At 69.1% G+C, this 22599-nt stretch carries 23 protein-coding genes; 22 read left to right on the top strand and 1 reads right to left on the bottom strand.

Annotation, left to right across the window (positions count from 1 at the left end):
• Positions 1-24: 24 nt before the first annotated feature.
• Genes KA711_17110 through KA711_17160 form a run of 11 tightly spaced genes read left to right on the top strand, consistent with a single transcriptional unit; the run spans position 25 to position 11229 of the window.
• Entirely contained in the window at positions 25-867 is an 843-nt protein-coding gene (locus KA711_17110; protein ID MCM0610685.1) for a phosphatidate cytidylyltransferase, read from the top strand.
• A gap of 22 nt (positions 868-889) precedes the next feature.
• Positions 890-2092, top strand: a complete 1203-nt coding sequence (locus KA711_17115) for a 1-deoxy-D-xylulose-5-phosphate reductoisomerase (protein ID MCM0610686.1) — start codon at positions 890-892, stop codon at positions 2090-2092.
• Entirely contained in the window at positions 2089-3486 is a 1398-nt protein-coding gene (gene rseP, locus KA711_17120; protein ID MCM0610687.1) for an RIP metalloprotease RseP, read from the top strand. The genes KA711_17115 and rseP overlap by 4 nt, the downstream gene beginning before the upstream one ends.
• A 5-nt stretch (positions 3487-3491) precedes the next feature.
• Positions 3492-5816 carry an outer membrane protein assembly factor BamA gene (bamA, locus tag KA711_17125; protein ID MCM0610688.1) on the top strand — a complete coding sequence of 775 codons (2325 nt, stop codon included), beginning with the start codon at positions 3492-3494 and terminating at the stop codon, positions 5814-5816.
• Complete coding sequence (locus KA711_17130; GenBank protein ID MCM0610689.1) at positions 5816-6373, top strand: OmpH family outer membrane protein; 558 nt, start codon at positions 5816-5818, stop codon at positions 6371-6373. Before bamA ends, KA711_17130 begins: the two co-directional genes overlap by 1 nt.
• 17 nt (positions 6374-6390) lie before the next feature.
• A complete protein-coding gene (lpxD, locus tag KA711_17135) occupies positions 6391-7428 on the top strand; it encodes a UDP-3-O-(3-hydroxymyristoyl)glucosamine N-acyltransferase (protein MCM0610690.1) in 1038 nt (345 codons plus the stop codon).
• A 42-nt stretch (positions 7429-7470) separates the two neighbouring features.
• Positions 7471-7911: a 3-hydroxyacyl-ACP dehydratase FabZ gene (gene fabZ / locus KA711_17140; protein MCM0610691.1), complete on the top strand. Its 441-nt coding sequence runs from the start codon at positions 7471-7473 to the stop codon at positions 7909-7911.
• Positions 7911-8702, top strand: coding sequence for an acyl-ACP--UDP-N-acetylglucosamine O-acyltransferase (gene lpxA, locus KA711_17145; GenBank protein ID MCM0610692.1), 792 nt, complete (start codon positions 7911-7913; stop codon positions 8700-8702). Before fabZ ends, lpxA begins: the two co-directional genes overlap by 1 nt.
• Positions 8703-8715: 13 nt before the next feature.
• On the top strand, positions 8716-9846 hold the full coding sequence (gene lpxB / locus KA711_17150; GenBank protein MCM0610693.1) for a lipid-A-disaccharide synthase: 1131 nt from the start codon (positions 8716-8718) through the stop codon (positions 9844-9846).
• Entirely contained in the window at positions 9818-10450 is a 633-nt protein-coding gene (rnhB, locus tag KA711_17155; protein ID MCM0610694.1) for a ribonuclease HII, read from the top strand. The genes lpxB and rnhB overlap by 29 nt, the downstream gene beginning before the upstream one ends.
• The gene (locus tag KA711_17160; GenBank protein MCM0610695.1) at positions 10444-11229 is read left to right on the top strand and encodes an RNA methyltransferase; all 786 of its coding nucleotides are present in this window, start codon (positions 10444-10446) and stop codon (positions 11227-11229) included. Before rnhB ends, KA711_17160 begins: the two co-directional genes overlap by 7 nt.
• On the opposite strand, the gene KA711_17165 is transcribed toward KA711_17160, so the two are convergent.
• On the bottom strand, positions 11223-12056 hold the full coding sequence (locus tag KA711_17165; GenBank protein ID MCM0610696.1) for a kinase/pyrophosphorylase: 834 nt from the start codon (positions 12054-12056) through the stop codon (positions 11223-11225). The genes KA711_17160 and KA711_17165 overlap by 7 nt on opposite strands.
• Positions 12057-12255: 199 nt before the next feature.
• Between KA711_17165 and ppsA the strand changes: the two genes are divergently transcribed.
• The 11 genes from ppsA (at position 12256) to rplI (ending at position 22599) form a co-directional block, all read left to right on the top strand.
• The gene (ppsA, locus tag KA711_17170; GenBank protein ID MCM0610697.1) at positions 12256-14670 is read left to right on the top strand and encodes a phosphoenolpyruvate synthase; all 2415 of its coding nucleotides are present in this window, start codon (positions 12256-12258) and stop codon (positions 14668-14670) included.
• A gap of 181 nt (positions 14671-14851) precedes the next feature.
• Positions 14852-15154: a hypothetical protein gene (locus tag KA711_17175; GenBank protein ID MCM0610698.1), complete on the top strand. Its 303-nt coding sequence runs from the start codon at positions 14852-14854 to the stop codon at positions 15152-15154.
• A complete protein-coding gene (locus KA711_17180) occupies positions 15151-15729 on the top strand; it encodes a tetratricopeptide repeat protein (protein ID MCM0610699.1) in 579 nt (192 codons plus the stop codon). Before KA711_17175 ends, KA711_17180 begins: the two co-directional genes overlap by 4 nt.
• Positions 15730-15811: 82 nt before the next feature.
• Positions 15812-16069, top strand: a complete 258-nt coding sequence (locus KA711_17185; GenBank protein MCM0610700.1) for a DUF4212 domain-containing protein — start codon at positions 15812-15814, stop codon at positions 16067-16069.
• A gap of 1 nt (position 16070) precedes the next feature.
• Positions 16071-18200 (top strand): cation acetate symporter, encoded by a 2130-nt coding sequence (locus KA711_17190; GenBank protein ID MCM0610701.1) that lies wholly within the window; start codon positions 16071-16073, stop codon positions 18198-18200.
• A gap of 139 nt (positions 18201-18339) precedes the next feature.
• Positions 18340-20268, top strand: a complete 1929-nt coding sequence (locus tag KA711_17195) for a CBS domain-containing protein (protein ID MCM0610702.1) — start codon at positions 18340-18342, stop codon at positions 20266-20268.
• Positions 20265-20927: a 3'-5' exonuclease gene (locus KA711_17200; protein ID MCM0610703.1), complete on the top strand. Its 663-nt coding sequence runs from the start codon at positions 20265-20267 to the stop codon at positions 20925-20927. The genes KA711_17195 and KA711_17200 overlap by 4 nt, the downstream gene beginning before the upstream one ends.
• 157 nt (positions 20928-21084) lie before the next feature.
• Complete coding sequence (gene rpsF, locus KA711_17205; GenBank protein MCM0610704.1) at positions 21085-21447, top strand: 30S ribosomal protein S6; 363 nt, start codon at positions 21085-21087, stop codon at positions 21445-21447.
• A gap of 46 nt (positions 21448-21493) precedes the next feature.
• Positions 21494-21823, top strand: a complete 330-nt coding sequence (gene priB, locus KA711_17210; GenBank protein MCM0610705.1) for a primosomal replication protein N — start codon at positions 21494-21496, stop codon at positions 21821-21823.
• Between the two features lie 19 nt (positions 21824-21842).
• The gene (rpsR, locus tag KA711_17215) at positions 21843-22133 is read left to right on the top strand and encodes a 30S ribosomal protein S18 (GenBank protein ID MCM0610706.1); all 291 of its coding nucleotides are present in this window, start codon (positions 21843-21845) and stop codon (positions 22131-22133) included.
• 13 nt (positions 22134-22146) lie between these two features.
• Positions 22147-22599, top strand: coding sequence for a 50S ribosomal protein L9 (gene rplI, locus KA711_17220; protein MCM0610707.1), 453 nt, complete (start codon positions 22147-22149; stop codon positions 22597-22599).

The following is a 22599-nucleotide window of genomic DNA, read 5'->3' on the forward strand; positions in this document are numbered from 1 at the left end:
GCCCCGAGCACCGTCGTCGCCGGCATGCTGCGCCAACGCATCGCCACCGCTGTCGTGCTGGTGCTCTTGCTCCTGGCCGCGCTCGCGTCATCGAGCGCATGGCCGTTCGCGCTGCTGACTCTGGTTCTGATCGCTCTCGCCGGTTGGGAGTGGGCGCGCCTGAACCAGGCCGGGGCCGGGCTGTCCTGGGTGCTTGGCGGGAGCATCGGTTTGTCCGGGGCGGCGGCACTTGCGTCCGGTTGGCGCCTGGACTCCCTGGCGCCACTGTGGTGGCTGGTCTCGGCGCTGTGGGTGGTGGCCGGTGCCGTGGCGCTGGGCCGCGGTCCGGCCTCGTGGCCGCGGCTGTCGCGCTCGGCACGTTGGGCGCTTGGTCTGTTGGCGCTGTGGGCGGCGTGGCTGGCGCTCGCGCATGCGCGCGCCATCGGGATCAACTTCCTGCTGTCGGTGCTCTGCCTGGTGTGGATGGCCGACGTCGCGGCCTACTTTGGTGGCCGTGCGTTCGGCCGCCGCAAGCTCGCGCCGATGATCAGTCCGGGCAAGAGCTGGGAGGGTGTGTGGTCGGGCATGGCCGGCGTGCTGATGCTGGGGTCCGTCTGGGTGGCCATCGACGGGCATTTCGCGGTCGATGTGCCGAGCCTGTTCTCCCTGTTGCGGCAACGCCTGGGCGTGGGGGGCACCGTGCTTGCGCTGCTGGTGCTCAGCGGGCTCAGCGTCGTCGGCGACCTGATCGAGTCGCTCGTCAAGCGGGCGGCTGGCGCCAAGGACAGCAGCCGGCTGCTGCCCGGACACGGGGGTGTGCTCGACCGTGTCGATGCGCTCCTGCCGGTGCTGCCCGCGGCGATGGCCCTGGCCAGCTGGGCGCGCTGAAACCCTTCGCATCGAAGCGCCCATGAGCACCCGACGTCAACGTCTCGCTGTCCTCGGCTCCACGGGCTCCATCGGCACCAGCACGCTCGACGTGGTGGCGCTGCATCCCGAGCGTTTCGAAGTCTTCGGCCTCACGGCCTTTCGGCGCACTGAGCTGCTGCTTGAGCAGTGCCGGCGCTTCCGGCCCGCGGTGGTGGTGGTGCCGGATGCCGGCCCTGCAGACGCGCTGCGCACCCAACTCGCCGACGCCGGTTTGCCGACTGTGGTGCGCAGTGGCGCTGTGGCTCTGGCCGAGCTGGCCGCCGCGCCGGAGGTCGATGCGGTCATGGCGGCCATCGTCGGTGCCGCCGGCTTGCCAGCCTGCATGGCCGCCGCGCGCGCGGGCAAACGCCTGCTTCTGGCCAACAAGGAAGCGCTGGTGGTGGGCGGCGCGACCTTCATGCGTGCAGTGGCGCGCGGCGGCGCGACGCTGTTGCCGATCGACAGCGAGCACAGTGCGATCTTCCAGTGCCTGCCCGAAGACCGCGCCGCCTGGCCGCGCCGCATTGACCACATCGTGCTCACCGCCAGCGGCGGGCCGTTCCGCGAACGCGCGCACGCCGCACTCGCCGACGTGACGCCGGCCCAGGCGGTCGCCCATCCGAACTGGGTGATGGGCCCGAAGATATCGGTCGACTCCGCCACGATGATGAACAAGGCGCTCGAGGTCATCGAGGCGCGTTGGCTGTTCGACCTCGTGCCCGAGCAGATCCGCGTCGTCATCCACCCGCAGAGCATCGTGCACAGCATGGTGGTGTGCCGCGACGCCAGCGTGTTGGCGCAGCTCGGCACGCCCGACATGAAGGTGCCCATCGCCTACGGGCTGGCGTTCCCCGAGCGCATCGCCAGCGGTGCCGCGAGGCTGGACTTCATCGGTCTGAAGCCGCTGACCTTCAACGAGCCTGATCGCACACACTGCCCGGGCCTGTTCCTGGCCTGGGATGCGTTGCGCGCCGCCGAGGGCACGACCGCCGTGCTCAACGCCGCCAACGAGGAGGCTGTCGCCGCGTTCCTGCAGGGAACGATTCGCTTCACCGACATTCACAGCGTCAACGCCGAGACGCTGTCGCGGCTGCCGCCCGCCCTCGCTGCCGACCCTGGCGTGGACGACCTCATCGATCTCGACCAGCGCGCCCGCGCCATGGCCCGCCACGTCATGCAAGGCCTGGCCAAGGGTTCTCGATGATCACCGCGCTTCTGGCCTTTGTGCTCACGCTGGGCGTCCTCATCATCATCCATGAGTACGGCCACTATCGGGTGGCTGTGGCGTGCGGTGTGAAGGTGCTGCGCTTCTCGGTGGGCTTCGGCCGCGTGGTCTGGAGCCGCCGCTGGGGAGCCGACGGCACCGAGTTCACGCTCAGTGCGCTGCCGCTTGGCGGCTACGTTCGCATGCTCGACGAGCGCGAAGCAGATGTGCCGCCGCACGAGCTTCACCGCACCTTCAACCGCCAGCCGCTGGGCAAGCGCGCGGCCATCGTGGCCGCCGGGCCCCTGGCCAACCTGGCCCTGGCGGTGCTGCTCTATGCCGGCTCGCACTGGATCGGCGTCGAGGAGCCCAAGGCCTTGCTGTCGACGCCCGCTGCGGGTTCGCCGGCCGATCGGGCCGGCCTGCGCGCGGGTGACTGGGTGCGCAGCTTCGCCACCGACAACGGTGAATGGTCAGAACTGCGATCGATGGCCGACCTGCGCTGGGCCGTCACCCGCGCCGCGATGGACCGCCAGGATGTGCGCCTGGAGGTCACCGATCGAGAAGGACGTGCGCGCCGCTCCCTGACGCTGTCGCTGGCCGGTTTCGATCCCCGAGATGTGGACTCCGGCTTCATGCGTCGCATCGGTTTGGCCGGCGGCTTCAGCGAGCCCGTGGTCGGCGAGGTTCTCGCCGACGGACCCGCCGCCCGCGCCGGACTGCAGCGCGGCGACCGCGTGCTGGCCATTGACGGTCAGCCGGTGGCCGAGGCCATGGCCGTGGTGGAGCGCGTGCGGGCGGCGGTGGTCACTGGTGCCGACGGCATGGAGAAGGCGCGCACGCTGCGCTGGTCGGTCGAACGCGCCGGCCGCACGCTGGAACTTGAAGTCACACCGCGCCTCGTGCGGCAGGACACACGCGATGGCCCGCGCACGCTGGGTCGCATCGATCTCCAGCCCGGGCAGGCCCCTGAGCGCGTGCTGGTGCGCCACGGGCCGCTGGACGGCCTCGTGCTGGGCGCCGAACGCACCTGGGAGGTCTCGGTGATGACGCTGCGCATGCTGGGGCGCATGCTGATCGGCGAGGCCTCACTGAAGAACCTCTCCGGCCCCGTCACCATCGCCGACTACGCCGGCCAGAGTGTGCAGCAGGGCCTGGCGTTCTACCTGGGCTTTCTGGCTCTGGTCAGCGTGAGCCTGGGTGTCCTGAACCTCATGCCCTTGCCCATGCTCGATGGCGGTCACCTCCTGTATTACATTTTCGAGGCTGTCACCGGGCGCCCTGTGTCCGACGCATGGCTGGCCCGGCTGCAGCGTGGCGGCATCGTGGTGTTGCTGGCGATGATGTCGCTCGCGCTGTTCAACGACATGGCCCGTCTGCTGGGCCTTCACTAGACCTCATGTTCCCATCCTCCCTACAGGCCTCGTCCCTGGCGCCGCTGCGCCGCGTCGTCGCCGTTCTCGTGGCGGCCGCGGCCGGCGGCCTGTCCGCGCAGACCCTTCCGCGGGCTGTCGAGCCCTTCGTCATTGCCGACATCCGGATCGAGGGTCTGCAGCGCACCGACCCGGGCACCGTCTTCGCGACGCTGCCGTTCCGGATCGGCGACACCTACACCGACGACAAGGGATCGGCGGCCGTGCGCGCGTTGTTTGCCACCGGCCTGTTCAAGGATGTGCGGCTTGAGATCCAGGATCGCGCGACCGTCGTCGTCGTCGAGGAGCGGGCGATCATCGCTGCCGTCACCTTCGTCGGCCTGAAGGAGTTCGACAAAGATCCGCTGACCAAGAGCCTGAAAGACGCCGGCATCGGCGAGGGCCTGCCCTTCGACCGCGCGCTGATCGACCGTGCCGAACAGGAGATCAAGCGCCAGTACCTGAGCCGCAGCCTCTACGGCGCCGAGGTCACGACAACGGTGACGCCGCTGGAGCGCAACCGCGTCAGCGTCACCTTCACCATGAACGAGGGCGAAGCCGCGCGCATCGCCGAGGTGCGCATCTCCGGCACCCGCGTGTTCAGCGAGCGCGAGTTGCTGGAGCAGTTCGAGCTCACGCCCAGTGGCTGGTTCACTTGGTACACCAAGTCCGACCGCTACTCGCGCACCAAGCTCAATGCCGATCTCGAGAAGCTGCGCGCCTGGTACTTCAACCGCGGCTACCTCGAGTTCGCGGTCGATTCGACGCAGGTCACGATCTCGCCCGACAAACAGACGATCTCGATCGCCATCAACATCCGCGAGGGCCAGCCCTACACCGTGACGGCCGTGCGGTTGGAGGGCGAGTACCTGGGCCGCGACGAAGAGTTCCGCCGGCTCGTGCTGCTGCAGGCGGGGCAGCCGTTCCGCGGTGATGCCGTCACGGCCTCGCAGCGCCGCTTCCAGGAGTTGTTCGGGCAATACGGCTACGCCTTCGCCCGAGTCGAGCCCCGCACCGAGATCGACCGCGCCACCGGGCAGGTGGCGGTGGTGATGGCGGCCGAGCCATCGCGCCGTGTCTACGTGCGGCGCATCGAGGTCGCCGGCAACACGCGCACCCGCGACGAGGTCGTGCGGCGCGAGTTCCGCCAGCTCGAGAGCGCCTGGTACAACGGCAGCCTGATCCAGCTCAGCAAGCAGCGAGTCGATCGCCTGGGCTACTTCGAGAACGTCGAGATCGAGACCAACGAGGTGCCCGGCGCTCCCGACCAGGCCGATCTCGTGGTGACCGTGAAGGAAAAGCCCACCGGTAACCTCGCCATCGGTGCCGGCTATTCCAACGCCGAGAAGCTGACCTTCAGTGCCTCGGTCAGCCAGGACAATGCTTTCGGCTCGGGTCGCAGCCTGGGTTTCGAGATCAACACCAGCCGCTTCAACCGGCAGCTGTCGCTCCGCACGGTGGATCCTTACTTCACGGTCGACGGCATCTCGATGGCGGTCGATGCCTTCTACCGGACCGCGCGGCCCGTGAACTTCCTGCTCGAGAGCTACGACCTCCGTACGCCGGGTCTGTCGGTGCGCTTCGGTGTGCCGTTCTCCGAGCTCGACACCGTGTTCGTGGGTCTGGGCTGGGAGCGCACCGAGCTCGGCACTTCGGTGGGCCTGCCACTGTCATGGCTGAACTTCCGCGCACTGTACGGCAACAACGCCGATTCCTTCACCACAACCGTAGGCTGGGCTCGCGATGGCAGAGACAGCCTGCTCGTGCCCAGCGCGGGTCGGTTCCAGCGCGTGCTGTTCGAGTATTCGTTCGCGGGCGAGGTGCGTTACCTCAAGACCAACGTGCAGTATCAGGAGTACTGGTCGCTGCCCTACCGCCTGACGCTGGGCGTGAACGCCGAACTGGGCCTGGGCAAGGGCCTCGGCGGCAGCCCGTACCCGGTCTTCAAGAACTTCTACGGCGGTGGCCTGGGCACCGTGCGCGCGTTCGAGCAGAACTCGCTGGGCACAGTGGACCCAACCGGTGCCTACATCGGCGGCGCGAAGCGCTTCAACGTCAACACCGAGCTGTACTTTCCGGTGCCGGGCTCGGGCAACGACCGTACCCTGCGCATCTTCGCCTTTGCCGATGCCGGCAACGTGTGGGCCGAGCAGGAGCGGGTCACCTGGGACTCGCTGCGCGCCTCTGTGGGCGTTGGCCTGAGCTGGATCTCCCCGGTGGGCCCGTTGAAGCTCAGCTGGGGCCGGCCGATCCAGGTGCAGCGCAACGATAGAATCCAACGCTTCCAATTTCAGATCGGGACTGCCTTTTGATGAAGACGTTCGCTCGCTCCCCGGTGACCTGCGGCCTGGCCGCGGTGGCCATTGCCGCGGCTGGTTTGGCTGCGGCACCCACGGTCTCGGCGCAGGAGCTCAAGATCGGCTACGTCAACAGCGAGCGCGTGCTGCGCGAGGCGGCGCCCGCGCAGGCTGCTCAGCGCAAGCTCGAAGCCGAGTTCAGCAAGCGCCAGCGCGAGATGACCGAGGCCGAGCAGCGCCTGAAGGCCGCCGCCGACCGGCTTGAGAAAGACGCTCCCACGCTGGCCGCCGGCGACAGGAGTCGCCGCGAGCGTGAACTCGTCGAGCAGGACCGCGACCTGCAGCGCAAGCGCCGCGAGTTCCAGGAAGACCTCAACCAGCGCCGCAACGAGGAGTTGTCGGCCGTGGTGGAGCGCGCCAACCGCGCGATCAAGCAGATCTTCGACAGCGAGAAGTACGACCTGATCCTGCAGGAAGTGATCTTCGCTGGCACGCGTGTGGACATCACGGACAAAGTGATCCGCGTTCTGAACGCGCCGGCCGCTGCGACGCCGGCTCCAGCGCCGCGCTGAGGGCGGCGGGCGCGCGCATGACGCCGCACGGGCCGGTTCGCCTGGGCGTGCTGGCGCAGCACCTGGGCGCGGAGTTGCGGGGCGACGCGGATGCGCTGATCGAACGTCTGGGTCCCCTGGAGACGGCGGATGCCCAGACCATCAGCTTCCTGGCCAACCCGCGCTACCAGGTTCAACTGGCGCACTCGCAGGCCGGCTGCGTGATCGTCGGACAGGCGCTTGCCGACGCGGCGGCGGCGCGCGGTGCGGCGTTGGTGTGCTCCGATCCCTACCACGCCTTTGCGCGTCTGACGCAGTGGTGGGCGGCGCGCACGCGCCGGCCGCCCGTGCCCGGTGTGCACCCCACGGCAGTGGTGGAAGAAGGCGTCATCATCGCGGCCGACGCTTCGGTGGGCCCGCTGTGCGTCCTGAGTCGTGGCGCGCGCATCGGGCCCGGTGCGGTCATCGGTCCGCAGTGTCACGTCGGCGAGGGGGCCTCGGTCGGAGCCGGCACCTGGCTGAAGGCTCGCGTGTTGTTGTCCGACGCCTGCCGCATCGGCGAGCACGGCATCGTGCATGGCGGTGCGGTCATCGGCGCCGACGGCTTCGGCTTTGCACCGCACGAGGGGCGCTGGGACAAGATCGAGCAGCTTGGTGCGGTGCGCATCGGTGACCAAGTCGAGATCGGCGCCAACACCTGCATCGACCGTGGTGCACTCGATGACACCGTGCTGGGCGACGGCGTCAAGCTCGACAACCTCGTGCAGATCGGCCACAACGTCCGCATCGGCGACCACACCGCGTTCGCAGGCTGCGTCGGCGTGGCCGGCAGCGCGCGCATCGGGCGCCACTGCACAGCCGGCGGTGGGGCCATCATCCTGGGGCACCTGGAGATCGTCGACCACGTGCACATCACCGCGGCAACGCTGATCACGCGCTCGATCCACAAGCCGGGTCAGTACAGCGGGGCCTTCCCCTTCGACGACAATGCCGCCTGGGAGAAGAACGCTGCGACTCTGCGCCAGCTGCACACATTGCGCGAACGCCTGCGCACGCTGGAAAAGAAGAACGCCTGATGCGCCACCAGGTGCGCCGACCGCGGGGTACCGGACCACACCATGCTCGACATCCAACACATCCTGCGCAAGCTGCCGCACCGCTACCCCTTCATCCTGGTCGACCGGGTGCTGGAAATCGAGCACCACGTGCGCATCAAGGCGCTGAAGAACGTCACCATCAACGAGCCGTTCTTCCAGGGGCACTTTCCGGCCCGGCCGGTGATGCCGGGCGTGCTGATGCTGGAGGCGCTGGCGCAGGCCGCTGCGCTGCTGAGCTTTGAGAGCGAGGGCACCGAGCCGGGCGACAACACGGTGGTGTACTTCGCGGGCATCGACGAGGCCCGCTTCAAGCGCCCCGTGGGGCCGGGCGATCAACTCATCCTCGAGGCCGCCATCGAACGGCAGAAGGCGGGCATCTTCCGCTACAAGGCCCGTGCCACCGTCGACGGCCATCTGGCCGCCGAAGCGCTGCTGATGTGCACGATGCGCAAGGTGGGCTGATGCCGGCGCGCGTGCATGCAACGGCGCTGGTGGACGCGGCCGCCGAGCTCGACGACGGCGTCCTGATCGGGGCCTACACCCTCATCGGCCCTGGCGTGCGCATCGGCGAAGGCACCACGATCGGCCCCCACTGTGTGATCGAAGGGCCCACCACCATCGGGCGCAACAACCGCATCGGCAGCCACAACGCCCTGGGCCTGGCGCCGCAGGACAAGAAGTACGCCGGCGAGCCCACCGAGCTCGTCATCGGCGACGGCAACACGGTGTTCCAGTTCTGCACCTTCAGTCGCGGCACGGCGCAGGACGCGGGCGTCTCGCGGGTTGGCAACGACAACTGGATCATGGCCTACGTGCACCTGGCGCACGACGTGCAGCTGGGCAGTCACACCATACTGGCCAACAACGCCACCCTGGCCGGCCACGTTCATGTGGATGACTGGGCCATCATCGGCGGCCTTTCCGGCATCCACCAGTTCTGCCACATCGGCGCGCATGCGATGACGGGCTTCCAGAGCCACGTGAGCCAGGACGTGCCGCCCTACATGACGGTGTCGGGCAATCCGCTCGCGGTGCACGGCTTCAACGCCGAGGGCCTGCGTCGGCGCGGCTTCAGCCGCGAACGCATCGGACTCGTCAAGCAGATGCACAGGCTGCTGTACCGAGAGGGCCTCACGCTCGAGGTGGCCAAGGTCGCACTCTCCGAGCTGAAGGGCACGGTCGAAGGTGGTGACGCCGACGTCGACAGGCTGCTCGATTTCCTCGCCGCGTCCACCCGCGGCATCGTGAGATAGGGAGCACGCGGCCATGCAGTTGGCCATGGTCGCGGGCGAGACCTCTGGCGACCTGCTCGCCTCCTTGCTGCTGGGCGGTGTCAGGGCCCGCTGGCCTGCGCTGCAGACGGCTGGCATCGGCGGCCCGAGGATGAGCGCGCTGGGCTTCGACGCCTGGTGGCCCAGCGACCGCCTCGCCGTGCGCGGCTACGTCGAGGTGCTGCGCCACTACCGCGGCATCAAGGCCATTCGGGACGCGCTCGGCGACCGCCTGCTGCGCGAGCGTCCGGCCGGCTTCGTGGGCATTGACGCGCCGGACTTCAACCTCGGCCTTGAGAAGCGACTCAAGGCCGGCGGCGTCCGCACCGTGCACTTCGTGTGTCCCAGCATCTGGGCCTGGCGCGGCGGCCGAGCCCGGAAGATGGCCGAGAGCTGCGACCACGTGCTGTGCCTGTTCCCCTTCGAGCCCGAGCTGCTCGCCCGGCACGGCGTGGCGGCCAGCTACGTGGGGCATCCGCTGGCCGATGCCATCCCGCTGCAGCCGCCGCGGCAGGCCAGCCGCGCCGCTTTGGGCCTGGGCGAGCACGACGAGGTGCTGGCCGTGCTGCCCGGCAGCCGCAAGAGCGAGATCCTCGCCATCGCACCGCGCTTCTTGCAGGCGGTGGCGCGGCTGGCCCGCTCGCGGCCAGGGTTGCGCTTCGTGTTGCCGGTGGCGCCGGGCCTGCGGGGCCTGGTGGAGCCGCTCGTGGCGCAGCACGCCCCCGACGCCGGTCTGCGGCTGCTCGATGGCCAGAGCCACGCCGCGCTGGCCGCCTGCGACCTGACGCTCATCGCCAGCGGCACGGCCACGCTGGAGGCGGCGCTCTTCAAGCGGCCCATGGTCATCGGCTACGCCATGCACCCCTGGAGCTGGCAACTCATGAAGCGCATGGCCTACCAGCCCTGGGTGGGGCTGCCCAACATCCTGGCGGGCGAGTTTCTCGTGCCCGAGCGCATCCAGGAACACTGCAACCCCGAACGGCTCGAGCGCGACGTGCTCGAGTGGCTGGGCGACGCGCCACGGCGCGAGCGCGTGGCGGCGCGTTTCGTCGACATGCACCTGCTGCTGCGCCAGGATACGGCCAGGCGCGCCACCGATGCCCTCGCGCAAGTCTTTTCGCTTTGAGCAGCTCGGCCCGGGATGGGACCGGCCGGGCCTGGTGGCCGGTGTCGACGAGGCCGGCCGCGGCCCGCTCGCGGGGCCGGTGGTGGCGGCGGCCGTCATCCTCGACGACCTGCAGCCCATCCGCGGGCTGGCCGACTCCAAGGCGCTCACGGCGCGCAAGCGCGAGGGGCTGTTCGACGAGATCCGCGCCCGCGCGCTGTGCTGCAGCGTCGCCTTGGCCAGTGTCGACGAAATCGACCGCCTGAACATCCTGCGGGCCACGCTGCTGGCGATGCGTCGTGCCGTCGACGGGTTGCGCCTGCCGCCGCACCGCGTCGTGGTGGACGGCAACCGCGTCCCCATGCTGCCCATGCCGGTGGCGGCCGTCATCAAGGGCGACGCCCAGGTGGCGGCCATCTCGGCAGCCTCGATCCTTGCCAAGGTCACGCGCGACCGGCTCTGCGCCGAGCTGCACACGCGGTTCCCGCTCTACGGCTTCGAAGGCCACAAGGGCTATCCCACGCCCGCGCACCTGGCCGCGCTGCGCACCCACGGGCCGTGCCCGGAGCACCGGCGCAGCTACGCGCCCGTGCGCGCCTGCCTGCGCGGGGAGGGCGGATCTTGAGCGACCTGCAGCGCATCGCCTCGCGAGACAACGCGCTGCTCGTCCGCCTGCGCCGGCTGGCGCAAGACGCCACGGGCTACCGCCGCGTCGGCCAGACCTGGCTGGAGGGCGACCACCTCTGCCGCGCCTTCGTGCAGCGCGGGGGCCGGGCTGCGCAGGCCGTGTTCACCGACGAAGCCTGGCAGCAGCCGGCCCTGCGCGCCCTGGCCGCCGGGGCCGAGCGCGTGGTGCTGGTGCCGGCGGCGCTGTTTGCCGGCATCAGCAGCCTGCCGAGCCCGGCGCTGATGGGCTTCCTCGTCGAGCTGCCGCCCGCAGCCGCGCTGCAGCCCGGCGCACACACGCTGGTGCTGGACCGCGTGCAGGATGCCGGCAACGTCGGCAGCATGCTGCGCAGCGCGGCAGCCTTCGGCGTGCGCCAGGTGATCGCGCTCAAGGGCACGGCCGCGCTGTGGAGCCCCAAGGTGCTGCGCGCCGGGATGGGCGCGCACTTCGGCCTGGCGCTGATCGACGGTGCCGAGCCGGCGCTGCTGGACGGGCTGGCCGTGCCGCTGGTGGCCACCAGCTCGCACGCCGGCGCGGCACTGCCCCACGCCGCACTGCCGGCGCCCTGCGCCTGGGTGATGGGCCACGAAGGGCAGGGCGTCGATGCCGTGCTGCTGGCGCGCTGCGCGCACACCGTGCGCATCCCGCAGCCCGGCGGGGAGGAGTCGCTCAACGTGGCGGCGGCGGCGGCGGTGTGCCTGTACGAGTCGGCGCGACGCGACGGCGGCGCTCAGTAGATGAGCCGGTCGGGCCGCAGGTCGCGCAGGATCGTCGTTGCGATCTCCTCGATGCTCTTGTGCGTGGACGACAGCCACGACACGCCCTCGCGCCGCATCATGGTCTCGGCCTCGCGGACCTCGTAGCGGCAGTTCTCGATCGCGGCGTACTTGCTGCCGGGGCGGCGCTCGTGGCGGATCTGCGAGAGGCGGTCGGGGTCGATGGTCAGGCCGAAGCACTTGCGCTTGTAGGGGGCCAGCGGCGTGGGCAGGCGGCCGCGTTCGAAGTCCTCCGGGATCAGCGGGTAGTTTGCTGCCTTGATGCCGTGCTGCATGGCCAGGTACAGGCTGGTGGGGGTTTTGCCGCTGCGGCTCACGCCCAGCAGGATGACGTCGGCCTGCTCGAGGTTGCGCGCGCTCTGGCCGTCGTCGTGCACGAGGCTGAAGTTGATCGCCTCGATGCGGTCGGAGTACTCCTGGCTCCTTGACACATCCGAGAAGCGGCCCACACGGTGGTTGCTCTTGACGCCGAACTCCTCTTCAAGCGGTTCGACGAAGGTGCGGAACAGGTCCATCACCAGGCCCTTGCAGCCCTCGCCGCGGGCCCCGGTGAGGATGTCGCGAACGTCCTCACGCACCAGGGTGACGAACACGATGGGACGCTGGCCCTCACGCTCGGCCGTGGCATCGATCTCGGCGCGGACCTGGTGCGCCTTGTCGGGCGTGTCGATGAAGGGCCGCCGGACGTGCCTTGGCCTGGCGGAGAACTGCGCCAGGATGGAATTCCCGAAGGTCTCAGCGGTGATGCCGGTGCCGTCCGAGACAAAGAACACGGTGCGTTCGGGCATGGCGGCGGCGGTTCGGGCCGGGGGCTGTCGCGATCCGGTCATCATAAGGAGACAGTCCCTAGAATCCGTGGGTTTTCCCGCCTCGCCACCCCGACGTGAACCTCACCGGCCCCGAACAAGCAGAACAAGCTGCCGGCAGCAGGACGATCGGCGTGGTGTCAGCCAGGGCACCGGTTTACCCCCATCACGGAGCTTTCCCATGGCACAGGCATCGTTGGCGACCGCCCTGGTCGTACCCTTCGAACAACTGAGGATGACCGACGTCGAGGTGGTTGGCGGCAAGAACGCCAGCCTCGGCGAGATGATCAGCCAGCTGGCCCATGCCGGCGTGCGTGTTCCCGGAGGCTTCGCCACCACGGCGCATGCCTTCCGCGTCTTCCTGCGCGAAGGCGGCCTCGAGCAGCGCATCACCGAGACGCTGGCCCGGCTCGACGTCGACGATGTGCGCGCGCTCGTCGAGACCGGCGCCATGGTGCGCCGCTGGGTGATCGAGGCCCCGCTGCCGGCCGCGCTGGAGACCGAGGTCCGCGCGCACTACGAGCGCCTGGCGGCCGAGTCGCCCGAGGCCAGCTTCGCCGTGCGCTCCTCGGCCACCGCCGAGGACCTTCCCGACGCCAGCTTCGCGGGTCAGCAGGAGACCTTCCTCAACGTGCGCGGCATCGACGAGGTGCTGCTGCACATGAAGGAGGTGTTCGCCTCGCTCTACAACGACCGCGCCATCAGCTACCGCGTGCACAAGGGCTACGCGCATGCCGACGTGGCGCTGTCGGCCGGTGTGCAGCGCATGGTGCGCTCAGACGTGGGCGCCGCCGGCGTGCTGTTCACCATCGACACCGAGAGCGGCTTTCCCGACGTGGTGTTCATCACCGCCAGCTACGGCCTCGGCGAGCTGGTGGTGCAGGGGTCCGTCAACCCCGACGAGTTCTTCGTCCACAAGCCGACGCTGGCGGCCGGGCGCTTCCCCGTGATCCGCCGCGTCCTGGGCAGCAAGCTGCAGCGCATGGAGTTCGCCAGCGAGGCCGACCGTGCCGCGGGCAGCCGCCTTGTGAAGACGCTGGACACGCCGCCTGAGCAGCGCAACCGCTACGCCATCACCGATGCCGATGCCGTCGAGCTCGCCAAGTACGCGGTCATCATCGAGAAGCACTACGGCCGGCCGATGGACGTGGAGTGGGGCAAGGACGGCATCGACGGCAAGCTCTACATCCTGCAGGCCCGACCCGAGACCGTGAAGAGCCAGGGCCAAGGCGTCGAGCAGCGCTTCAGGCTCAAGGGCGACCACAGCAAGACGCCGGTGCTGACCGAGGGCCGCGCCATCGGCCAGAAGGTGGGAACCGGCCCCGTTCGCCTGGTGCGCAGCACGGCCGAGATGGAACGCGTGCAGCCCGGCGACACTCTCGTGACCGACATGACCGACCCCAACTGGGAGCCGGTGATGAAGCGCGCCGCGGCCATCGTCACCAACCGCGGCGGGCGCACCTGCCATGCGGCCATCATCGCGCGCGAACTGGGCATCCCGGCCGTGGTGGGCTGCGGCGACGCCACCGACAAGCTGGCCGAAGGCGCGCTGGTCACCGTGAGCTGTGCCGAGGGTGACACCGGCTTCATCTACGACGGCCTGATCGAGACCGAGGTCACCGAGGTGACGCGCGGCGAGATGCCGTACTGTCCGATCAAGATCATGATGAACGTCGGCAACCCGACGCTGGCCTTCGACTTCGCGCAGATGCCCAACAGCGGCGTCGGGCTGGCGCGGCTGGAGTTCATCATCAACAACAACATCGGCGTGCACCCGAAGGCCATCCTGGACTACCCCCACATCGACGCCGATCTGAAGAAGGCGGTGGAGAGCGTGGCGCGCGGCCACGCCAGCCCGCGCGCCTTCTACGTCGACAAGCTCACCGAGGGCGTGGCCACCATCGCCGCGGCTTTCTGGCCCAAGCCGGTCATCGTGCGGCTGAGCGACTTCAAGAGCAACGAGTACCGCAAGCTCATCGGCGGCACGCGCTACGAACCGGATGAAGAGAACCCGATGCTGGGCTTCCGTGGCGCCAGCCGCTACATCAGCGGCGACTTCGCAGACGCGTTTGCCATGGAGTGCGAGGCACTCAAGCGCGTGCGCACCGAGATGGGCCTCACCAACGTCGAGATCATGGTGCCCTTCGTGCGCACTGTGAAGCAGGCCGAGACCGTCAAGGGCATGCTGGCCGACAAGGGCCTCAGGCGCGCCGCCGATGGGGGGACCGACGGCCTGCGCCTGATCATGATGTGCGAGGTGCCGAGCAATGCCATCCTGGCCGAGCAGTTTCTTGAGCACTTCGACGGCATGAGCATCGGCAGCAACGACCTCACCCAGCTTACGCTGGGCCTGGACCGCGACAGCGGCCTGGAGCAGCTGGCGCACGACTTCGACGAGCGCGATCCGGCCGTCAAGGCGCTGATCTCGCGCGCCATCGCAGCCTGCCGTGCCACCGGCAAGTACGTCGGCATCTGCGGCCAGGGCCCCAGCGACCACCCGGACTTCGCCGACTGGCTGGCGCAGGAAGGCATCGTGTCGATCTCGCTGAATCCGGACACGGTGGTCGAGACCTGGCTGCGCCTGGCCCGTCGCTGAACGGAAAAGCGGCCGCGGTTAGTCGATTATCAGAGTCCCTTGCACGCCGAGGGACATGCCCGGCGAGACCTAGGGAAAGACCTATTCGGGGATGCGATGCAGGCGGGCGGGTGCGTCAGACATTCGTAAGCGCCCCCACAAAGAGTCCAGGCCAGCGGATTGACAGGCCTCAGGGCCCCCCATGCTGACCGTCCTCAACATCGCCCAGGTTGTGCTGTACGTGGCGCTGCTGGCCCTGATGGGCCAGGGCGTCCTGTACGCGCTCGCAGGCGCCAAGCGCGAGTCGAACATCTTCTACACGCTGCTTCGCGTCATCGGCAAGCCGTTTACCGTGCCGGTGCGCTGGGTCGTTCCCAAGATCTTCTCTGACCAACAGGTCGGCGTGCTGACTTTCGTGCTGCTGCTGATCGTGAGCTTCATCGTCTTCGTGGAGCGCGGCTTCCTGCTCTGCGAGCAGCTTGGCCACGCGGGGTGTCGCGGATGAACCGCCTCGACTATCTCTGGGACAAGTGGCGCGCCATCGGCTGGCTGGTGATCGGGCGCGATGCTGAGGCCTTGTCCCTCTTCGACGAGATGGCCGCGCGCTGGCCCGACGACGTGTACGTGATGGCAAGCCGCGTGCAGCTGCTGTCCAACGCCGGCCGCACGGCCGATGCACTGGACGTCTCTGCGCGGCTGGTCGGCTTGCAGCCCGAGAACCCCGGCCATTGGTTCAACCGCGGCTACCTGTTCGAGCAGGCCGAGCAGTGGGAGGGCGCGCTCCGGGCCTTCCGCCGAGCCACCGAGTTGAGCCCCAAGCTCGACCGTGCCTGGTATGGCATGGGCCTGGTGCTCATCCGTCTCCAGCGCTACGAAGAGGCCGTGGTCGCGCTCAAGCGCAACACGGAGCTGCAACCCATGAGCCCCTACGGCTGGTACCAGTTGGCGCGCGTGCACGTGGATCGCCAGGCGCCCGACGAGGCCATCAAGATCATCAGGCACCTGCAAGGCTTCGAGCCCAAGGTCGCCGCGCAGCTGGCGCGCGAGACCGGGCTCGTGCCGCCGCAGCCCACGCTCTGACGGCGATCTGCGCCGTCGGCCGCCGAGTTTCGAGAGAGAGACAGGCCCGGTCCGGGTCGAACACTGAGAAGAGGTGACAACCATGCAGGTGAGTGAAAACCACCAGCGATACTGGTCGAAGAACCTCAGGATCACCTCGATCCTGTTGGCGATCTGGTTCGTGGTGACTTACGTGGTCGCGTTTTTTGCGCGCGACCTGAGCTTCAACTTCTTTGGCTGGCCGTTCAGTTTCTGGATGGGCGCCCAGGGATCGCTCGTGATCTACGTGGCGATCATCTGGTACTACGCCCACTACATGAACAAGCTCGACCAGGAACACGGCGTCGCCGAGGAGGAGTGACATGGCAGGCTTGTCTTTCGAACCCCAGACCGGGGTCTCCAACAAGGAGGCCAACGCGGCCTTCAAGAAGGGCCTGAACAAGGTCTACGGCTGGTACACCGGCGGCTTCCTGGCCTTCATCATTGTGCTGGCCATTGCCGAGCAGATGGGCCTGAGCCGCGGTGCCATCGGCATCGTGTTCCTGCTGGCCACGGTGGGCTTGTATGCCGGGATCGGCATCATGAGCCGCACCAACGATGCGGCGGAGTACTACGTCGCCGGCCGTCGCGTGCCTGCCGTCTACAACGGCATGGCCACGGGCGCCGACTGGATGAGCGCCGCCTCGTTCATCGGCATGGCCGGCACGCTGTACCTCAGCGGCTACGGCGGCCTGGCCTTCATCATGGGCTGGACCGGCGGCTACTGCCTGGTGGCGCTGTTCCTGGCGCCGTACCTGCGCAAGTTCGGCCAGTTCACGATCCCCGACTTCCTGGGTGCCCGCTACGAGGGCAATGCCGCGCGCTTCGTCGGCATCCTGATCGCGATCCTGGTGTCCTTCGTGTACGTGGTGGCGCAGATCTACGGCGTGGGCCTGATCACCACGCGCCTCACCGGCCTGGCCTTCGAGATCGGCATCTTCGTCGGCCTCGGCGGCATCCTGGTGTGCTCGTTCATGGGCGGCATGCGCGCCGTCACCTGGACGCAGGTCGCGCAGTACATCATCCTGATCGTTGCCTACCTGATCCCGGTGGTGTGGCTGTCGGTCAAGCAGACCGGCGTGCCCATTCCGCAGGCCATCTACGGTGCGCAGCTGCAGAAGGTCACGGAGCGTGAAGCCCAGCTGATCGCCGACCCGAAGGAACTGGAGGTCCGGGCCGTCTTCAAGCAGCGCAGCGACGACCTCGCCGCCAAGCTCAAGGACGTTCCGGCCGCCCTGGCCGCCGACCGTGCCGCCGCGCAGAAGAAGGTCGACGACCTGAAGGCTGCCAACGCCCCGCTGGCCGACATCCAGGCGGCCGAGAAGGCCCTGGCTGCCGTGCCCAAGGACGAGGCCGCTGCCAAGACGGCCTGGACGGCCGCCAAGGCCGCCGCCGACGCGCGCACGGGCCCGCTGGGTGGCATGCCGCGCCACGCGCAGCAGTACGCCGGTGACCCGAACGGCGACGCCAAGGCGCAGGCCGCCTACGACACCTCGCGCCGGAACTTCCTGGCCCTGGTGTTCTGCCTGATGGTCGGCACGGCCGCGCTGCCGCACATCCTGATGCGCTACTACACCACCCCGTCGGTGAAGGAGGCCCGTCAGTCGGTGACCTGGTCGCTGTTCTTCATCTTCCTGCTGTACTTCACGGCGCCGGCCCTGGCGGTGCTCGTCAAGTACGAGGTGTTCAACGTCCTGGTGGGCACGCCTTTCGACAAGCTGCCGGCCTGGATCGGCGCCTGGGCGAAGGTGGATCCCGCGCTGCTGTCGATCGCCGACGTCAACAAGGACGGCATCTTCCAGCTGGGTGAAATGCGCATCGGTGGCGACATCATCGTGCTGGCCACGCCAGAGATCGCGGGTCTTCCGTATGTGATCTCGGGCATGGTGGCGGCGGGCGGCCTTGCGGCAGCCCTGTCCACCGCCGACGGCCTGCTGCTGACGATCGCCAACGCGCTGTCGCACGACCTGTACTACAAGATGATCGATCCCAACGCGCCCACCGCGCGCCGGGTGATGATCTCCAAGGTGCTGCTGCTGGTCGTGGCCCTGGCCGCCGCCTACGTGGCGTCGCTGAAGATGGCCGACATCCTCTTCCTGGTGTCTGCCGCCTTCTCGCTGGCTGCCGCGGGCTTCTTCCCGGCGCTGGTGCTGGGCATCTTCTGGAAGCGCGCCACCAAGTGGGGCGCGGTGCTGGGCATGCTGTCTGGCGTGAGCATCACGCTGTACTACATGATCACCACCCACCCGTGGATGCGCGGCCTGTTCAACGTGACCGGTCCGATTCCCGACTACACTTGGCTCGGCATCGCGCCGATCTCGGCGGGTGTGTTCGGTGTGCCGCTGGGCTTCGCGGTGATCATCATCGTGAGCATGCTCACCAAGGCGCCGAACCGCGAGATCCAGGAACTGGTGGAGCACGTGCGCTACCCGAACCTGGCCGGCGCCAAGTAAGCGTCTGTCTCTCCGCGGGCCCCGCCGGGCCTGCGGCGACGAGGGGCCGCCTCCGCAACGAGGCGGCCCCTTCTTCATTGGCGGGCCGCGCGGCCGGCTTGACGCGTGTCAGCCCCACGGGCCGGCGAGCAGTCCTAGCATGCACGCCATGAACGACACCGCCACCAGTCCCGGCCGCTCGACGCCGTCGCCGTCGCTGCTTGGGCATCTTCGGGCCGAGCTCGTGCAGCACCTGCCGTTCTCGGCGATGAAGGCCGAGCATGTCGACCAGTACCTCGGGGCCGCATCGCAGCGCTACTGCGCGCCCGGCGAGCGTGTGCTCGACCCCGCCGGCGGCGCGGTGCGCGAGCTGCTTTTTGTTCGTCGCGGAAGCATCAGCGGCCGGCGCGGCGTGGCCGACACCACGGGCCCGATCGAGTACGCGGCGGGCGACCTGTTCCCCGTCGGCGCACTGCTCGCCGGCCGCGCCGTCACGGCCACCTACACCGCCAACGAAGACACCTTCTGCCTGAGCCTGCCGGCCGAGGCCGCGCAAGCCTTGGTGCAGAGCAGCGCGCCCTTCGCCGATTTTCTGAACGCGCGTGTGCTGAAGTTCCTCGAGCTGTCTCGTCGGGCCACGCAGGCGGCGTTTGCGTCGCAGACGCTGGCCGAACAGTCGCTCGAGACGCGCCTGGCGGAGCTGCCGTCCAAGGCACCGCTGTCCTGCACGCCCGAGACGCCACTGGCCCAGGCGCTGGCCACGATGCACGAGCGCCGGGTTGGCTCGATGCTCGTGCTCGGGGAAGATGGTGCGGTGCAGGGCATCCTCACGCGGCACGACATCCTGGGCCGCGTGACGCTGCCGCAGCGGCCGCTGAGCACACCGATCGGCGAGGTGATGAGCGCGCCGGTGCACACGCTGGGCGTCGAGCACCGGCTGTCCGACGCCGCGATGCTGATGTCGCGCCACGGCGTGCGCCACGTACCCGTTGTGCGCGACGGGCGCGTCGTCAACATCGTTTCCGAGAGGGACCTGTTCGCGCTGCAACGGCTGTCGCTCAAGCAGCTGGGCAGCAGTCTGCGTGGCGCACCCGACGAGGCCACGCTGGTGCAGCTGGCGGGCAGCATCCGCGAGTTTGCGCGCAACCTGCTGGGGCAGGGCGTGCACGCCCGGCAGCTCACCGAGCTGGTGAGCCATCTCAACGACCTGCTGGCCACGCGGCTGGTGGAGCTGGTGGCGGCGCGCCGCGGGCTCGATCTCGGCCGCGCCTGCTGGCTGGCCTTCGGCTCCGAGGGCCGCAGCGAGCAGACGGTGGCCACCGACCAGGACAACGGCCTCGTGTTCGACAGCACCGAGCCCGACGCCGACCGCACGGCCTGGCTGGCCTTCGGCCGCGAGGTCAACGAGGCGCTCGACCGAGCCGGCTATCCCTTGTGCAAGGGCGGCGTGATGGCCGGCAACGCGGCCTGCTGCCTGACCGTGGCCGAGTGGTCAGCGCGCATCGAGCACTGGATCGAGCACGGCGCGCCGCAGAACCTTCTCGATGCCAGCATCTACCTTGACCTGCGGCCGATCGCCGGCCACATGGCGCTCGCGGCACCGCTGGAGCGGCTGATCGGGCAGGGTCCGGCGCGCGTGCCGCGCTTCCTCAAGCAGATGGCCGACAACTCGCTGCGTCACGCCCCGCCGCTCAACTGGCGGGGCGGCCTCGACCCCGTCGAGGATGGCGAACACGCGTGGATCGACCTCAAGCTGCAGGGCACGGCCATCTTCGTCGACGTGGCGCGCCTGTATGCGCTGGCGCACGGGCTGCCGGCCCGCGGCACGCGTGCGCGGCTGGAGGCGGCGGCGCCGCTGATGGGCGCCAGCGATCGCGAGAGCAGCAGCTGGGTGGCCTCGTTCGAGTTCCTGCAGATGCTGCGGCTGCAGCTGCAACTGGGCCACCGCGGCCCGCAGCCCGGGCGCGACGACAATCCCAACCGCATCGACGTGAAGCGCCTCAACGACATCGACCGCCGCCTGCTCAAGGAAAGCCTGCGGGCGGCGCGCACGCTGCAGCAGCGGCTGCAGCTGGACTACCAGCGTTGAGCACGATGGCGGCGTGGTGGCAGCGCCTGCTTGGCGGCGACCGTGAGTTGCCCGAGTCGCGCTGGGTGGTGCTGGACGTCGAGACCAGCGGTCTGGACGCGCGTCGCGCGCGGCTGCTGGCCATCGCCGCGCTGGGCGTGCACCGCGACGGCCCGCACTGGCGCATCGTGCCGGCCGACAGCTTCGAGGTCGTGCTGCGCTACGAGCCGGACGAGGCTGGGCGGCCCGATCGCGACAACATCCTGCTCCACGGCATCGGCGTCGGTGCGCAGCGCGGGGGCGTGGCGCGGCCCGAGGCGCTGCAGCGCTTCGCCGGCTTCGTGGGTGATGCGCCACTGGTGGCCTTCCACGCCGCCTTCGACCGCACGATGATCGAGCGCGCCTGCCGCGCCGCGCAGCTGCCGGTGCCGGCCAACCCCTGGCTCGACCTTGAGCCGCTGGCCGGCGTGCTGATGCCGCAGCTGCGGGCGCGCTCGCTTGACGAGTGGATGGCCGAGCTCGGCATCCCCTGCGCGGCGCGCCATGAGGCCGCGGCCGACACCCTGGCCACGGCCGAGCTGCTGCTGCGCCTGGCGCCGCGCCTGAACGCCGAGATCGGCGGCGCCGGCTTTGCCGCGGCGCAGAAGCTTGCCGCGCAGCGCCGCTGGGTGGGCGCCTGAGCGGGGCGCGCCGAGGTGGGCCGATCCGGCCGCGGAAGCGGCTATACTCGTGGGCTTTCCTTGCCGCACCCGACCCCAGGCAGACCATGCCCGGGACCCCCGACGCACCGGGGCGGCTTCCACCGGGCTTTGGCCCGGGAATCCACAAGGAGTGTTCATGCGTCACTATGAAATCGTGCTGCTGATCCATCCGGACCAGAGCGAACAGGTTCCAGCCATGCTGGAACGCTACAAGGGCCTCGTCACCGCCGCCGGCGGCAAGGTCCACCGCGTCGAGGACTGGGGCCGCCGCCAGCTGGCCTACATGATCCAGAAGCTCGTCAAGGCGCACTACCTCTGCCTCAACATCGAGTGCAGCCAGGAGACGCTCAACGAGCTGGAGACGGGCTTTCGCTTCAACGACGCCGTGCTGCGCCACCTGACGGTGGCCAAGGCCAAGGCCGAGACGGCCCCGTCGGTGATGATGAAGGCCGTCGAGCGCGAGGAAGCCCGCAAGGAACGCGCGGAGGCCCAGGCCTGAAGCCGCCACCCCGTTGCCCGCAGGGCGGCACTGCGAATGAACGGGCATGAACCGCCTGGTTCTGCAGGCCACCCTGGTGCAGCGGCAGGCGATGCGCTACACCCCCGCCGGCCTTCCGGCCCTGGACCTGAGCCTCGCGCACAGTTCCACGGTCAGCGAGGACGGCCAGCCCCGGCAGGTGTCTTTCGAGATGCGGGCCGTGGCGATCGGGGCAGTGACGCGTACGCTGCAGCCTCTGCCACTGGGAAGCGCCGGTGTTTTCGCCGGTTTCCTGACCAGCCAGCGCAACGGACGAGGTCTTCTGTTCCACATCACCGAGGTCGAGATCGAGCCCGCTGCAGAGCCCGCCAACCCGACCCCTTCCGGATCCAACTGAGTTCAGCCAGGAGCTTCATATGCCCCCGCCCCGTGGTAAAGGTCGTTTCTCCAAGGACAAGCGCCCCAAGCGCAACAGCCAGAGTCTGCTGTTCCGTCGCAAACGCTTCTGCCGCTTCACCGTCGCCGGTGTCGAGGAGATCGACTACAAGGAAATCGACGTCCTGCGCGATTTCATCAGCGAGAACGGCAAGATCACGCCGGCCCGCCTGACCGGCACGCGCGCCTTCTTCCAGCGCCAGCTGACGGTCGCGATCAAGCGCGCGCGTTTCCTCGCGCTGATGCCGTACTCCGACCAGCACAAGGTCTGACGGAGGACCCACCATGCAAGTCATTCTTCTCGAGAAGGTCGGCAAGCTCGGCAACCTGGGCGACGTCGTCAAGGTCAAGCAGGGCTACGCCCGCAATTTCCTCATCCCGCAAAAACTGGCGCGCCGCGCCACCGACGCGGCCATCGCCGAGTTCGGGGCCCGTCGGGCCGATCTGGAAAAGGCCGCGCAGGCCAAGCTCGACGCCGCCCGTGCGCTGGGCGAGCAACTGTCCGGCAAGACCGTGCGCGTCGTCCAGAAGGCCGGTGTCGACGGCCGCCTGTTCGGCAGTGTCACCAACCATGACATCGCCGACGCGCTCACCAAGACGGGCCTGGCGGTGACGAAGGCGCAGGTGCGCATGCCCAATGGCCCGCTCAAGACGGTGGGCGAGCACACCGTCTCGGTGGCGCCGCACGGTGACGTCGTTATCGACGTCACGGTGCAGGTGGTGGCGCAGGCCGACTGA

It is taken from the genome of Ideonella sp. WA131b, from assembly GCA_023657425.1.
Lineage (GTDB): Bacteria > Pseudomonadota > Gammaproteobacteria > Burkholderiales > Burkholderiaceae_C > Rubrivivax.